Annotated in this window: 13 protein-coding genes and 2 tRNA genes; all 15 read right to left on the bottom strand. The window is 48.1% G+C overall.

Annotation, left to right across the window (positions count from 1 at the left end; translation table 11 throughout):
- Positions 1–78 precede the first annotated feature (78 nt).
- The 15 genes from cysK to mfd all read right to left on the bottom strand — a co-directional run bounded on the left by cysK (position 79) and on the right by mfd (position 15,421).
- Entirely contained in the window at positions 79–1,023 is a 945-nt protein-coding gene (cysK, locus tag ACY2IG_RS00680) for a cysteine synthase A (protein WP_056062013.1), read from the bottom strand.
- A gap of 80 nt (positions 1,024–1,103) precedes the next feature.
- Entirely contained in the window at positions 1,104–1,415 is a 312-nt protein-coding gene (locus ACY2IG_RS00675) for a hypothetical protein (protein WP_035413262.1), read from the bottom strand.
- A 12-nt stretch (positions 1,416–1,427) separates the two neighbouring features.
- Positions 1,428–2,351: an Hsp33 family molecular chaperone HslO gene (gene hslO, locus ACY2IG_RS00670; RefSeq protein WP_023466563.1), complete on the bottom strand. Its 924-nt coding sequence runs from the start codon at positions 2,349–2,351 to the stop codon at positions 1,428–1,430.
- 9 nt (positions 2,352–2,360) lie between these two features.
- Positions 2,361–3,122 (bottom strand): type III pantothenate kinase, encoded by a 762-nt coding sequence (locus ACY2IG_RS00665; RefSeq protein ID WP_462618709.1) that lies wholly within the window; start codon positions 3,120–3,122, stop codon positions 2,361–2,363.
- 181 nt (positions 3,123–3,303) lie between these two features.
- Positions 3,304–5,307 carry an ATP-dependent zinc metalloprotease FtsH gene (ftsH, locus tag ACY2IG_RS00660; RefSeq protein WP_035413259.1) on the bottom strand — a complete coding sequence of 668 codons (2,004 nt, stop codon included), beginning with the start codon at positions 5,305–5,307 and terminating at the stop codon, positions 3,304–3,306.
- A 120-nt stretch (positions 5,308–5,427) separates the two neighbouring features.
- The gene (hpt, locus tag ACY2IG_RS00655) at positions 5,428–5,973 is read right to left on the bottom strand and encodes a hypoxanthine phosphoribosyltransferase (protein ID WP_035413256.1); all 546 of its coding nucleotides are present in this window, start codon (positions 5,971–5,973) and stop codon (positions 5,428–5,430) included.
- Between the two features lie 33 nt (positions 5,974–6,006).
- Complete coding sequence (gene tilS / locus ACY2IG_RS00650) at positions 6,007–7,182, bottom strand: tRNA lysidine(34) synthetase TilS (RefSeq protein WP_462618247.1); 1,176 nt, start codon at positions 7,180–7,182, stop codon at positions 6,007–6,009.
- 128 nt (positions 7,183–7,310) lie between these two features.
- Positions 7,311–7,382, bottom strand: a tRNA-Glu gene (locus ACY2IG_RS00645).
- Positions 7,383–7,392: 10 nt separating this feature from the next.
- A tRNA-Met gene (locus ACY2IG_RS00640) sits at positions 7,393–7,469 on the bottom strand.
- Positions 7,470–7,622: 153 nt separating this feature from the next.
- Positions 7,623–8,138 carry a S1 domain-containing RNA-binding protein gene (locus ACY2IG_RS00635; protein WP_035413250.1) on the bottom strand — a complete coding sequence of 172 codons (516 nt, stop codon included), beginning with the start codon at positions 8,136–8,138 and terminating at the stop codon, positions 7,623–7,625.
- 83 nt (positions 8,139–8,221) lie between these two features.
- Positions 8,222–8,599, bottom strand: a complete 378-nt coding sequence (locus tag ACY2IG_RS00630) for an FtsB family cell division protein (RefSeq protein ID WP_035413247.1) — start codon at positions 8,597–8,599, stop codon at positions 8,222–8,224.
- A 66-nt stretch (positions 8,600–8,665) separates the two neighbouring features.
- Positions 8,666–8,938, bottom strand: a complete 273-nt coding sequence (locus ACY2IG_RS00625; RefSeq protein ID WP_023466556.1) for an RNA-binding S4 domain-containing protein — start codon at positions 8,936–8,938, stop codon at positions 8,666–8,668.
- Positions 8,935–10,365, bottom strand: coding sequence for a bifunctional methyltransferase/pyrophosphohydrolase YabN (gene yabN / locus ACY2IG_RS00620; RefSeq protein WP_056062007.1), 1,431 nt, complete (start codon positions 10,363–10,365; stop codon positions 8,935–8,937). Before yabN ends, ACY2IG_RS00625 begins: the two co-directional genes overlap by 4 nt.
- Positions 10,362–11,909 carry a putative polysaccharide biosynthesis protein gene (locus ACY2IG_RS00615; RefSeq protein ID WP_056062004.1) on the bottom strand — a complete coding sequence of 516 codons (1,548 nt, stop codon included), beginning with the start codon at positions 11,907–11,909 and terminating at the stop codon, positions 10,362–10,364. The genes yabN and ACY2IG_RS00615 overlap by 4 nt, the downstream gene beginning before the upstream one ends.
- Entirely contained in the window at positions 11,906–15,421 is a 3,516-nt protein-coding gene (gene mfd / locus ACY2IG_RS00610; RefSeq protein ID WP_329469711.1) for a transcription-repair coupling factor, read from the bottom strand. Before mfd ends, ACY2IG_RS00615 begins: the two co-directional genes overlap by 4 nt.
- Between the last annotated feature and the right edge of the window lie 18 nt (positions 15,422–15,439).

Here is a 15,439-nt window from a genome sequence, read left to right as displayed (position 1 = left end):
CCACTTCACACTATTCTGCTCTCATTATACGCAAAAAAGTACACGGAAGCCGAATGACTTCCGTGTACGTATGATGGATTACTTCGATTGATCTGCTTCTTCCTCGACTTGATACAGCGGTGTACTTAAGTACCGCTCACCATTCGAAGGAATGATCGCGAGAACATTTTTTCCTTTACCGAGACGTTTTGCCGTCTTGAGTGCCGCTGCAATCGCAGCACCTGACGAGATACCGCCTAAGACACCGTTCGTCTTCGCTGCTCGGCGTGCGTGATCAAATGCTTCTTCCGTCGTGATTTGCTCGACACCATCATAAATATCTGTATCGAGAATCGACGGTACGAATCCAGCACCGATACCTTGCAGTTTATGCGGCCCCGGTTTACCACCTGATAAGACCGGTGAATCCGTTGGTTCAACAGCAATGATTTCAATGCCTTGGAAAGCATCGCGCAACACTTTACCAGCACCCGTGATCGTTCCACCGGTTCCGATTCCCGCGATGAACGCATCGAGTTGCATGCCTTCGAACGCTTCGACGATTTCAGGACCTGTCGTTTTTTCATGAACGACTGGATTGGCACCGTTATTGAATTGTTGCGGCATGAAGTAACCGTGCTCTTCCGCTTCCGCTGTCGCGCGAGCGATCGCACCCTTCATCCCTTCAGGACCTGGCGTCAAAATCAATTCCGCACCATAGGCGCGAAGCAACGTCCGACGTTCCATGCTCATTGTTTCCGGCATGACGAGGATGGAACGGTATCCCTTCGCCGAAGCGACCATCGCTAGTCCGATACCCGTGTTCCCACTCGTCGGCTCGATGATCGTATCTCCCTCTTTAAGTTGACCTGCTTCTTCTGCCGCTTCAATCATTGATAACGCGATCCGGTCTTTTACGCTCGATCCAGGGTTCATGTACTCCAGTTTCAGATATACATCTGCATCCTCAGGACCCGTTAGATGATGTAACTTGACGATCGGTGTCCGACCGACTAAATCTAATACTGAATTCGCAATACGCATGACCATTCCTCCTCATTAGTGAACCGCTTGAATTCCAAGTAATCCGATAGATTAATTATCAGCGGACTGGATGAAATCTGTCAATCAAAGCGTTTAACTTCCGGCTTTTTTCCATCCTTTGTCTGGCGCTCGACCGCTTCTTGAATCAAACGATCGATTGTCTGCTTCTCTTGTTCCGTTCGCATCGTCTGATAGACCATTGCTCGGGTGATTTTTTCATCACCGACTTCGGCGATGACATCCTCAAGCGGACCACCAATACTGTCCTGAACGATTTTAGGAGAATCGACCTTAGGGAGCTCACCCATGAAGGCATAAGCGCCGGTCATGAAATTCGTCAACAATAAGATGAAGATCAACATCCACAAGTACTTAGGTTGTACATTCCCCATATCGGATCCCTCTTATGCTCTTTCGAGTGATTTTTCGCGAAGTTCCTCTAATTCTGGAACATCATAGTGATAATGCTCTGAACAGAAGTGACAAACAGCTTCCGCGCCACCATCTTCATCAATCATCGCTTGAATCTCATCTGGTCCAAGGGCAATAATCGCTGTTGCTAATTTGTCGCGGTCACACGTACATTCGAATGACACCGGAATCGTATCAAGATGTTCGTAGTCACCGAGAACGAGTTCTAACATTTCTTCGGGTGTTTTTTCCTCACCGACGAGAATGGAGATTGGTTTAAGAGCTCCGACACGTTTTTCAAGCGCTGCGATCGTCTCTTCCGATGCACCCGGCATCAATTGAACGATCAAACCACCTGCTGCAATGACCGATTCGTCTTCTGGGTAAACGAGAACGCCAGCTCCAACGACTGATGGACTTTGTTCCGATACAGCGAAGTAATACGTGAAGTCTTCGCTGATCTCACCCGTTTGAATCGGAGATTGACCACCGACAAAGTCACGCAACCCGAGATCCTTGATGACAGAGATGTTTCCGCGACCGACCGCTTCACCGACTTTTAATTTCGTCAGACCGTCTGCATTGACGTACGTATCCATCTCGACGCGGGGACGACTGACATATCCACGAACGACCCCTTTTGCATCGGCATCGACGATGATTTTTCCGATTGGTCCATCGCCTTCGACTTTTAATGTGACACGTGTATCGCCTTTTTGCATCGTACCCATCATCGCGCCGATTGTTAGTGTCCGACCGAGCGCTGCCGTGACGACCGGTGTCGTCTGGTGACGAAGTTGTGCTTCATAGACCGTTTTTGTCGAACGGATCGCAAATGCACGAACTTCTCCGTTAAAGCCTAACGCCCGTACTAAATAGTCATCTTTTAATTGTGCTAATAATTCTTCCCGTTTCATCTTAATCCCTCACTTATTTCGTTCGTAGATAATCCGTAATCCATCTAACGTCAAGAATGGATCGACGATCTCAATCATCGTGGATTCCTCGCTGATTAGTCGGGCTAAACCACCGGTCGCAATGACCTTCGATTCACCCATTTCTTCTTTCATCCGGTGAACGAGTCCGTCCACCTGCGCCACATATCCGAAATACGTACCCGATTGCATCGCATGGATCGTATTTCGTCCGATGGTTGACTGCGGTTTCGCAATTTCAATTCGCGGCAATTTTGCTGCCTTATTATAGAGTGCCTCGGTCGCAACCATCACACCCGGTGAGATGATGCCACCGTAATACCGTTTTTGTGCATCGATGTAACAGTACGTCGTCGCTGTTCCAAAATCGACGATGATCATCGGTCCCTCGTATTTCGCCGTCGCCGCTACTGCATTGACGATTCGATCGGCTCCCACTTCCCGTGGATTATCGACTTTTAAATCGAGTCCTGTCTTGATTCCTGGTCCAATCAAAAACGGACGGCGTTTAAAGTAACGCACACACATATTTTCTAGTGGAAACACGACGGGGGGTACGACAGATGATAACACGATTCCCTCGATTTCTTCCACGTTTAGCTCTGCGTCACGAAACAACGCTTTGACGAGCATACCGTATTCGTCCGTCGTCCGTGTCCGGTCTGTCGCAATCCGCCAATGCTCGATCAACTCTTGTCCTTGATAGACACCTAAGACGATATTCGTATTTCCGACATCGATGACTAAAATCATTTGCTTATTTCCCCGCTTCTTCTCGATTTTCATGCTTTTTTTATATTCCGTCGTTTCACGCTCGGAATGATATACGTTGTGATTATACCATGCTCGTATGGTCACACCTACCGATGTGTATTCGCTCGATCTGTAACAAAAAAGAACGGATTCGATGCGAGATCGAATCCGTTCCATCCGTTTACACTTGATCGTCGCGACGCGGCGTATCTGGTGTATCCGTATCTACATTTTGTCCTTCGTCAACGACTGAACCCATTTGCGTTGGAGACTCTGTCGGTTGATCGACGGTTGCATCTGTCGATTCCGGTGCTTTCTCTTCTGCTTTTGGAGTCGTTGCTTCTGGTTCATGTTTTTTGTATTCGCCTGTCTCTAAGAGATGGTGAATTTGTTTTTGATCAAGTGTTTCGACTTCAAGCAACGTCGTTGCAATCAAGTCGAGCTGATCGCGTTTCTCAGTCAAGATATCTTTCGCTTTTTGGTAACAGCGGTTGATGATCGCTTGGATTTCCGTATCGATTTCGTGTGCAATCGCATCCGAGTAATTCTGTTCGTTTTGGAAATCACGGCCGAGGAAGACGTTACCGCTTTGACCTGATCCGAATTGAAGCGGTCCGAGTTTTTCACTCATTCCGAACTCCATGACCATTTTCCGTGCAAGACCTGTCGCACGCTGGAAGTCATTGCTTGCTCCAGTCGAGACTTCTCCGAAGACGATGTCCTCTGCAACGCGACCACCGAGCAATCCAGTAATCTTATCTTCGAGTTCCGGCTTCGTCATGAAGTAACGATCTTCTTTTGGCAACATGACGACGTATCCGCCCGCGTTACCACGAGGAACGATTGTTACTTTGTGTACTTCGTCCGCATCGTCGAGCGTGACACCGATGATCGTATGTCCAGCTTCATGCCATGCGACGATCTTTTTCTCTTTCGGCGAGATGATCCGGCTCTTCTTCGCTGGTCCAGCGATAACACGGTCAATCGCTTCTTCGAGATCAACGATCGAGACCTTATCACGATCTGCCCGAGCGGCAACAAGTGCTGCTTCGTTTAGAAGGTTTTCAAGATCCGCACCCGAGAAGCCAGGCGTCCGTTGTGCGATGGCTTTTAAATCAACCGTTGAATCAAGCGGTTTGTTCCGCGCGTGTACTTTCAAGACTGCTTCACGACCGACGACATCTGGACGATCAACCGTGATTTGACGGTCAAAACGACCTGGACGGAGTAACGCAGGGTCAAGAATATCAGCACGGTTCGTTGCTGCGATCATGATGATGCCTTCGTTTTCACTGAATCCATCCATCTCGACGAGAAGTTGGTTCAATGTCTGCTCACGCTCATCATGTCCACCACCGAGACCTGCGCCCCGTTGACGACCGACAGCATCGATTTCATCAATGAAGATGATACATGGTGCGTTTTTCTTCGCGTTTTCGAACAAGTCACGAACACGTGATGCCCCGACACCAACGAACATCTCAACGAAGTCAGAACCTGAAATCGAGAAGAATGGTACGCCAGCTTCACCAGCTGCAGCACGCGCGAGCAACGTTTTACCTGTACCTGGAGGACCCACGAGGAGAACCCCTTTCGGAATACGGGCACCGAGCTTCGCGAATTTACGCGGATCTTTTAAGAATTCGACGACTTCGACGAGTTCTTGTTTCTCTTCGTCTGCGCCGGCTACATCATCAAACGTAATCTTTTTCTTCTCTGTATCGTAGAGGCGTGCCTTCGATTTCCCGAAGTTCATGACGCGACCGCCACCACCGCCACCTTGTGCTTGATTAATCAAGAAGAAGAAGAGGATGAAGATGATGATGAATGGAACGATCGTCGTTAGTAACGCGATCCAACCACCATTCGTTTCTGCTGCCTTGAAGTCCATCTTGACTCCTTGGCTTTTCAATTGCGTGTAGAGATCCGTTAGTTCCGTATCAACAGCCGGTACGACTGTTTCATACGTCGAATCTTTTGCACGCAAATCTCCTGTCACATTATACGTCTGGCCTTCATACTGGAAGGTAGCCGTCTTGATTTCACCTTTTTCAACAGACTCGACAAACTGTGTGTAATTGATTTCTTTGCTTTTGTTCACTGGACTCTGCAAGTATTGCAGAAACAAGATCAAAGCTAGAAAAATGACCCCAAACACGAGGGTATTCTTCACTGCTCGGTTCATCTTATGCCTCCTCTCCGCATCCATCTCGTTTTTCTAATGGATGAATACGAATCCTGGCGCGACAGGGCGCGCTTTGTAATTGGTTTCATCTTATCATGGGACAGACGAGATTAAAAATAATTAGCCACCGTAGACTGCAGGTTTCAAGACACCTACATACGGAAGGTTACGGTATTTCTCTTCGTAATCCAGACCATACCCGACGACAAATTCGTGTGGAATGACGAAGCCGCTGTAATCTGCATGCAAGTCATTTTTCCGTCCTGTCGGTTTGTCGAGCAATGTCACGATTTTAACGGACTTCGCTTTCCGGTACTTGAAGAGGTCTACGAGGTAACCAAGCGTCAATCCGCTGTCGATGATATCTTCGACAATCAAGATGTCGCGTCCTTCTACCGATGTGTTCAAATCTTTTTCAATCTTGACTTCACCGGTTGATGTTGTCCCACCGTGATACGTCGAAACGTCCATGAAGTCCATTTCAAGGTGCATATCCATCTTTTTGACAAGATCGGACATGAAAGGCATTGCGCCTTTTAAGACACACACAAGCAACGGAAAACGATCGTGATAATCCGCTGTCAAATCGCCGGCTAGTTCGCCCACTTTATTTTGGATCTCTTCTTCTGAAATCAATACTTTTTCCATATCGTTCATCAAGGTCATGCTAGGTATTCCTCCTCCATAATAAACACTACATTACCATTCTATCATTAAATAAGATTTTGCGAGGAGTTCAAATGACCCGAATATTGCAATTCGATGTCCAATGACGGCTAAAATCACTCCATTTGCATCGACGACGACCGGCACTTGTTCCCGGAGATAACGTGGAACCTTCGCATCAATCAGAATTCGACTGACTTTTTTCGAACCAACAGCAAGTTGAATCCGATCTCCCGGACGTGGCGGACGTACCGTCAACGGAAACGTAATCGCGTCCAGTGGGATCCCGTGCGTTCCAATTGAGAAGCGAAGCATTTGTTCACCATAATGATACGTTCCCAAATTCTCCCCTACTTGAAACGGTAAATCGTCATTCATTGACCGTATCACACGATCTTGCATTAAAAAGCCATATGCACGTCGCATCCTCCAGTTTCCATAATACACTTCGTCCGAGCCCTTATCCACCTGAAGCCATGTAACAAAGTGACGAATCGTTTCGGAAGAAAACGTATCGCCCGTTAACGTCGGCAAGACGAGCCGTTGTAAATCCGTCGGCAATTCTAAAATACGTGCGACCGGAATTCCGTTTGTTTCCTTACACCGGTCGAGATAGGTCGCGACGAATGTTGCCTGCTCACGCATGATTTGCTGTCGCGCATGTGCTGCTGCTGCTGTTGCCTGTTCAAAACCAGGACGAATGTCTCGTAGTGGCGGAAGAATCTTATGCCGAATTTGATTTCGTAAATAGGTCGTTTCTGCATTTGATGCATCCTCTCGCCACGGTACCTCATGTTGCCATGCATAATCGAGTAATGCTTGCTTCGATTCATGTAGTAACGGTCGATGTAACCAGCCGTTACCAAACGGACGAATGACAGGAATCCCATCAACTTGTGCTTCTCCTCGAACGAGCTGAATGAGCAACGTCTCGATTTGATCATCTTGATGATGGGCGAGAACAAGACGCGAGCGTCCGGTCTCTTCCATGATGCGCTCAAAAAATGCATACCGTTCCTCACGACATGCTGCTTGAGAGCTCGTACGTCCTGCCCAGTCCAAACGCGTCATGAAAAACAAAATCTTTCGAGTTGCTGCCCAGTCTTCGATAAAATGTGCTTCTTCGTCGGATGCTTCTCGTAATCCGTGATGCACATGTGCAATTGCAATGTCATACCCTTCTCGATACAACCGATCGACGAGTACCATCGAGTCACATCCTCCAGACACTCCGACTAGGAGCGGTTCAAACGGCACACCTTCCATTACGACTTCATCCCTTTCCGTTAAAACCTAAAAAAAGCTATCTCTATATAATAGAGATAGCTTTTTGAGAATGACCCGTACGGGATTCGAACCCGTGTTACCGCCGTGAAAGGGCGGTGTCTTAACCGCTTGACCAACGGGCCAAAAAAAATATGGTAGCGGCGGAGGGAGTCGAACCCACGACCTCACGGGTATGAACCGTACGCTCTAGCCAGCTGAGCTACACCGCCATATTTTTAACTCGTGCGTCTTAAGCACATTTTCTATAATACGGGCAGGTCAAATGAAAGTCAACGCTTTTTATAAAAATAATTTTAAAAAAATAAAAGATGGAATGAACGGCGTCATTCCATCTCTATTCTTATAAAGAACAGGTCAGCAAGTTATTGACGTTTTGCGCCGCGCCCGCCACGTTTTGAATCCGTTTGACGTTTCAATGTAGCAAGACGATCTTCACTATCTTTCAGGAAACTAGACATCAACGTATCGAACGATTGTTCTTTGCGCGGTGGTGGTGTATTACGGCCACCTTTGTTGAAGCCTCCACGATTACCGCCTCCACGCGGTCCTTTGTTATCGAACGAACGTGGTCCGCGATCTTGTCCTGCTGGACGTGGTCCACGATCGAACTGACGTGCTGGACGTGGGCGTTCACCTTCTGGACGATCGACGGCTTTTTTAATGGAAAGACCAATCTTACCATCGTTTTCAACACTTAAGACTTTAACGGTGATTTCTTGACCAACCGTTAATACATCATTGATGTCCTTAACATAAGAATCTGCCACTTCACTAATGTGAACAAGACCAGTTTTCCCTGTTGGTAACTCAACGAACGCTCCGAAATTCGTGATGCCTGTTACTTTCCCTTGCACTTTGCTGCCTACTTCAATCGACATAAATTGTATTGCTCCTTTTTAGTTGATTCGTTTCTTATTATACGAGTGATTCATTCTTTTTTCAATCAATCGGCAACCTTCAATTAGTCTTCAGGTGAAAAGTAGAAGATCGTTTCCCCTTTTTTCGAATAGAGCAACTCGCTCCGGGCTAAGTTCGCCACATATTCTTTATCATTGAGACGATTGATTTCTTCTTTCAGACGAGCAGTCTCTTTTTTTGCTTTCGTCTGCTCCTGTTCAGCTACTTGAAATGACTGCTTTTGTTCTGCGATCAATTGCCGTTTTTCCATGTATGACCACCCCATGAGGGAAAAGATGAGCAAAAAGACGGTCAGACACAAGAAAAAGCGATTTTTGAGACGTCGACGGTTTTCAATAGCATTCTGACTCAATTGCTTCTTACGGTCATTGAGCGGCTTGATCTTTGGCGTTTGACGCCCTGATTCGAGCGGTGTTGGCATATCATCCCTCCTCTTTCTGAGTGGTCATCCCTGACACTCTTTAGTATACTTCCTTTTTCCGGTAAATTACATCGATTCTTCGGAATTCACCTTTTCTTCACGGATGATTTCATACATATCAGATGCTTCTTCTTTTTTCGCATGTTCTTTAATGCTTGAAATCGCAACTGTCACGATCTTATTTCCGAACCGAATCGTCATCTCATCACCTGCTGCTACCGTGCTACTTGCTTTCGCTACATTACCATTGATCGTAATCCGACCTTGATCGGCGACTTCTTTCGCAAGCGTCCGTCGTTTGATCAGACGCGATACTTTTAAAAATTTATCAAGTCTCATGACTGTTCCTCCTGCTTCGCTTGATGCCAGAGTGAATCTTGCTCTTCAAGCGTCATCTCAACGAGCGGTCGATCCGCTAGTTGTTCCATCCGTGTAAAACGGCGAATAAATTTATCATTCGTTCGTTGTAATCCTTCTTCTGCCGATAGACCGAGGTATTTTCCGACGAGTGTTATCGAGAACAGGACGTCTCCAAATTCTCCGAGTCGTTCTTCTGGGGCTGCTTCTTTCAATTCATGTAACTCTTCGATCACTTTTTCAAGTGCCCCCTCGACGTCTTCCCACTCGAAACCGACTTTCGCCACTTTCTTTTGAATGTCTTCTGCGCGCATCAAAGCAGGTGCTCCTTTTGTCACACCATCAAGTAAAGAAGTCCGCTCCGGTTTTTCTTGTGCTTTGATGTCTTGCCAGTTCGACACAACGTCTGCTGAAGAATCAACAGTCGTTTCCCCGAAGACATGGGGATGGCGACGAATCATCTTATCGCTGACGCTTCCGATGACGTCTCGAATATCAAAATACCCTTCATCTAGACCAATTTGTGCGTGGAGCATAACCTGTAAGAGGACGTCTCCTAGTTCTTCTATCATTAAGTTATCGTCCTGAAGGTCGATTGCTTCCAGTAATTCGTAAGATTCTTCGATTAAATGTCGTTTTAAGGACTCATGCGTCTGCTCTTGATCCCACGGACAACCACCTTCACCGCGTAATCGCGCGATAATCTCTTTTAAAGTCGCGAAGTCACGATTCAACGTCTGCTCATCCGTAACCGGTGGTACATAGACCGTCGTTAAGTTACTGAGCGTCGTCACATGATCGAGTTCATATAACGGTACGTTTTGAACGGTTTGCTGACTCGTACCTGCTGCTGTGACAAGAGTGACGAGATGTTCGTCCGGATACCGTTCCATCAACTGGACTTTTAAGTCGCCAGCGACGAGCGCGTCATAGACTTGCCCAATCAGTAGATGTTGACGAATCTGTGCTTCATCGACAGCAAATGCCGTCGCATCAAGTAACTGGAATCCTTCAATCGGATCCACGCCAAGTGCAGCGAACATCGGATCGAGAAAACTTTGTCCCCCTACGACATCGACATTGTCTGTCCGTTGCAACAACTGTTGCACAGTACTCTCAGCGACTAATGGATGTCCTGGAACGGCATAGATGATATCCGTCGTTTCAGAAAGACGAAGCAATTCCTCGACGATTTCTGTATATACGTCTTCAAACCGACTATGTCGTTCATAAACTGAGTCAAATGATGTAAAGTTCATTCCCTCTGCTGCAAGTTCTGAAACGACTGGATGATCCACTGTCCGCAAATAGACAGGTTGTGTCGTGTTTTTTAATAATCGATAGATGCCAAACGGCAATTGTTCGAGTTCGCCGACGCCAAGGCCGACGATCGTAATTCGGTGTGTCATATGCTCCTCCTACGTTGGTACATCTGATATAACTTATCTCCTAAAGGCAATAACGCCCACTCTTGTTCTGATAAGGCACGAAAGCGTAACGCCATACTGCCATAAATGATGGCACCACCGACGACAAGAACGCCGACTTCGAGTGCCGCACCGATTCGTGTCTCAAGCTCAAACAGCTGGAAAAACGTCTCGATCAGATACAGAAACACACCCATGGTAAGCACAGGTAAGACCAGTCTTCGATAAAAAACAGTTCCCGCAGATACACGACCGAACTTCCGGTTCAATAAAATCCATTGTGCTGCCGCCATGACGGCAAAACCGCCAAATGTCGCCATACCCGCCCCGATCATACCATATCGGGGAATGAAATAGAGGTTCAGAGTAAGCTTCGCCCCTAATCCGATAAGAACACCAACAAGCGCATACTTCTCGGCATCAACCGACTGGAGACAAGAGACGATCATCATCGCGATCGATGCGGCAAATGCCGTCGCTGCGAGCCAAATCAATCCCGCTGTTCCTTGATCATTTTGATATAACGCAATATTGAGCGGACGCATCACACCCATTAGCCCGATCGTCGCTGCAGCGGCAATCAATAAACCGGAACGGAGTAATGTCTCGAGTTGTTGACGCATCATCTGTGGATCGTGTTTCCGGTATGCGGTCGACAAGGCTGGCACACTCGCAAGGCTCATCGACGTCGCAAACAGAATCGCAAATTGCAGTAACGGATACCCACGGTCGAGTATTCCTTTTTCGATTTTTGTTTCCGTCGTATTGCCAAGTAGATTGACGAACGTTAATCCATCAATCAATTGCATCAGCAACAATGCAAGTGACGCGATACTAACTGCTACACCGCTTGTCACCAGCACTTTTCCGACACGTCTTATATGAATACTCGAAAATACCGGACGACCGATTTTCCCTTTCGCAAAGCGTAACAGGACGAATAACGAAACGATGCTGCCGCCAATCGCCGTTAAATGAGCGCTCGCACCAATCCAGTAGGGGTCCGCCTGCATCGAGACACCGATATACGTCACAAGCAACAATAGTCCGACACGGACGGCATTTTCAGAGACTTGGGATACAGCCGTCGGTCGCATCTCAAGATCTGCTTGGAACATTCCTCGTAGAACAGCAATCACGGGTAGTAAATAAAACGTACATGTTACCGCACGCAGGGGCACAACCAGTTTTGCATCCCCGAACCACCCAGCGAGCGTCGGGGCGATCCACCATCCGAGCAGACCGAAAAAGACGGTCATGGCAAGTAAGACATAAAAAATCGACCAGAGAACTTCTCGTTTCTCATCCGGGTGGTGAAGCGTCAACTTCGCCACGATGACAGGCAGCGCATAAATGCCGAGCGCTGCCGCAATCGCAAATAATGGATAGACGGTCTGATAGACGTACAATCCGAAATCACCAGCGAGGTTCTGATACGGAATCCGGTAAAAGAAGCTGAGCAATTTTGAGATATAACTAGAGATCGCAAGCAGTGCTGCGCCTTGCGCAATCGTTCGTCTATTCATCGCCCGACGAGCCGGCGATCAAGTTCCGCCAATAATTGTTCTGCCTGCATCGTCATCTGTTGCGTCGACTGTTTGTTGCGGTTGAGGGTTAAGACGAGTTTCTCCTCTTGTTGTCCCATTCCAAGACCACGTCCCAGTGGAACAGTCCATTTAACGAAGTCCGCCACATCGAGTTGTTGTGTCGATTGGAGCGATAAGACGATCTCAATTTTCGGATCGGTTTGTTTAACACGCTCGACACGCGCCCGTTCAGCGAAAATGCGCATTCGCGTCAACTGGATCAAACGCGCGACCTCATCCGGAAACTCACCGAATCGTTCAAGCATTTCCGTTTCGAGTTGTTCGAGACTATCGACGGTATCAACATATTTCAAACGTTTGTAGAACTCGATTTTCAGCTCGGAGTCTGTCATGTAGTGCGATGGAATATAGGCATCAAGGCTGAATGTGAACTCAGGAACGAATTTCTGGATGCGTTTTTTACCTTTCATCCGTTCTTTCCGCTCCTCGACTGCTTCTGCAAGCATCTGCGAATAGAGATCGAAACCAACAGAATCGATGAATCCAGATTGTTGCGAACCGAGTAAGTTCCCGGCACCGCGAATCGACAAGTCACGCATTGCGATTTTAAAACCGCTACCGAGCTCCGTGAACTCCTTGATCGCCTGCAGACGACTTTCTGCCACTTCCGTCAATCGTTTTTGCGGACGGTACGTAAAGTACGAGTAGGCGACGCGACTTGAACGACCGACACGGCCACGTAATTGATAAAGCTGTGATAAGCCCATTTGATCGGCGTCATGAACGATCAACGTATTGACGTTCGGGATATCAATCCCCGTCTCAATGATCGTCGTACTGACAAGGACGTCGGCATCTCCTTCGAAGAAGGCGATTAGCTGACTTTCGAGTTCGGTTTCCGTCATTCGACCGTGAGCCGTGACAATTCGTGCTTCCGGTACGAGGGCGCGAATCTCTTCTGCCTTTCGCTCGATGCCCTCGACACGGTTGTAGAGGAAGAATGCTTGTCCACCACGTCCGAGTTCCCGTTCGAGTGCTTCCCGCATGACGATTCCGTCGTATTCCATGACGTATGTCTGGACCGGATAACGGTTTTCCGGTGGTGTCTCAAGGACAGAGAGATCACGGATTCCGATCATCGACATGTGCAATGTCCGCGGAATCGGTGTCGCTGTCAACGTCAAGACATCGACGTTTGTCTTCAACTGTTTCAGACGTTCTTTGTGTTTAACACCGAATCGTTGCTCTTCATCAATGATCAACAATCCGATATCAGCGAATTGGACGTCTTTCGACAGCACACGGTGTGTCCCAACGACGACATCAATCGTTCCTTCTTTTAACCCTTGTTTCGTTGCCTTTAATTCTGCTGGCGAACGGAACCGGCTCATGACCGACACACGAATCGGCCATTCACTGAATCGTTCAAGCATTGTTTCGTAGTGTTGTTGCGCAAGGACGGTCGTCGGTACGAGCAATGCCACTTGTTTTCCAGACATGACTGCTTTAAAGGCTGCACGAATCGCCACTTCCGTTTTCCCGTACCCGACGTCGCCACATAATAGACGATCCATCGGACGCGGACGTTCCATATCTTTCTTGATCTCGGCAATTGATCGCAATTGATCGACCGTTTCCTCATATGGGAAGGAAGCCTCGAACGCTTGCATGTTATCGTCATCCTCTGGGAAAGCAAAACCGACGGCAGCTTCACGAGCCGCATAGAGCTTGATCAATTCATCAGCGATATCCTCGACCGATTTTTGAACCTTCGCTTTGACCTTTTTCCATTCCGTTCCACCGAGTTTATAGATTTTCGGCTCTTTCCCTTCAGCCCCGACGTACTTTTGAATCAAGTCGATCTGATCGACAGGAACATACAACGAGTCCTCTCCTGCGTAGACGAGATGGAGATAATCCTGATGATTACCGGCTACATCAATCGTCTTGATGCCATGGTACCGCCCAATTCCATGATGAATATGAACGACGTAATCACCTGTCTTCAATTCTTGGTAACTCTTGATCCGTTCAGCGTTCGTCAGCTTCGTCGTCTGCTTCCGGCGACGCGCCGGTTGCTTGAAGACTTCTTCTTCTGTGATGACGACGAGGCGCGCATTCGTCATCTCGAATCCACCATGAATTCCGCCAATCAAGATCGCTGGTTGACCACGAGTGATACCTTCTTTCGTTACAATCGAGGCTTCAACCCCATAATCGGATAACGTCTGGCGCATCCGCTCGGCACGTTCTCGGTTACTCGCTAAGAAGACTATCCACATGTCAGCGCGACGATATCGCTCGACTTCTTGCTTCAGGCGTTCCATCTGACCATGGAACGGCGCAATCGGTTTGATGCTGAAATGGATTGCCGCACTTTCCGGTACACCGCTCCGACGAGTCGGAAGGAGCGAGAGGTACAACAATGGTTGTCCTTCAAAGACATGTGTCATCGGAACGGACAGGACGTAATCACTGACGCTTTGTCCGCGTTCAATGAGCGACGCCATCCATTCTGCTTCCTCTGCATCCTGGACTTCTGCCGCTTCTTCGACCCGCGCGACTTCATCGACGATCAAGACGCTGCCCGTCACGTCTTGACGTAACGTCGACGTGTAGAGGATTGGTGCATACTTAGCGAACTGTTTCGGACGATCGCCGTTTTCTAACAACTCGACGTCGTAAGCGATCCCCTCTTCGAGTGCCGCGAGGACTTCCGTACTTTGGACGCGCTCTTTCGTCACCTCATAAAGACGACGGACTTTTTCGCCAGCCTCCTTTAACTGATCCTTGGTCGCGAAGTGTTCGGCTGCTGGCATCAAACATGCTTCTGCGACAACACCGAGCGAACGTTGGGTCTCCGCATCGAATGTATAGATCGAGTCGATTTCCTCATCGAATAGATCGAGCCGGTACGGGCGTTCAACCGTGAGCGGATAAATATCGATGATACTCCCGCGAACGGCAAACTCACCTGGTGTCGTCACGGTCGCTGTCCGCTCGTACCCCGCATCAACTAAATCCTGGACGAAGTCTGGAATCGACAAGATATCGCCTGGCTTCACCTGTTTGACGTGCGACAAGAACGTCTCTGCACCCGGAACATATCGGCGTAAGCCAACGAGCGGAATGATTAGGATCCCGTCGTCCGTCGTCAATAAACGGTGACGAGTTTCGATCCGTGTTGCCCGCAGTTCCGGACTCGCCCCATAGGAGAGTTCCGCGGCTAATGTCTCATCAACCGGATAGAGCATGACGTCTTCTTCCGGCACGAGTTCAATCAAATCATCGTACAACTTTTGCGCTTGGAACATATTATGTGTCACGAGTACGAATCGACGTTTCGTCTCCTGATAAATCCCGGCGACGAACAATGCCTTTCCACTATTCATCAGACCAGTAATCAACTGAGCGTTGACACCGTCCCGGAAGCGTTCCCGAACCGTCTTGATTTCAGGAATCGCTAATAAGAGTTCTTGTAATTGTTTCATCTTCTTCCTCCTAAAACA

This window comes from Exiguobacterium sp. EF_C8 (assembly GCF_054956715.1).
This window is presented reverse-complemented; position numbering and strand designations above follow the sequence as displayed.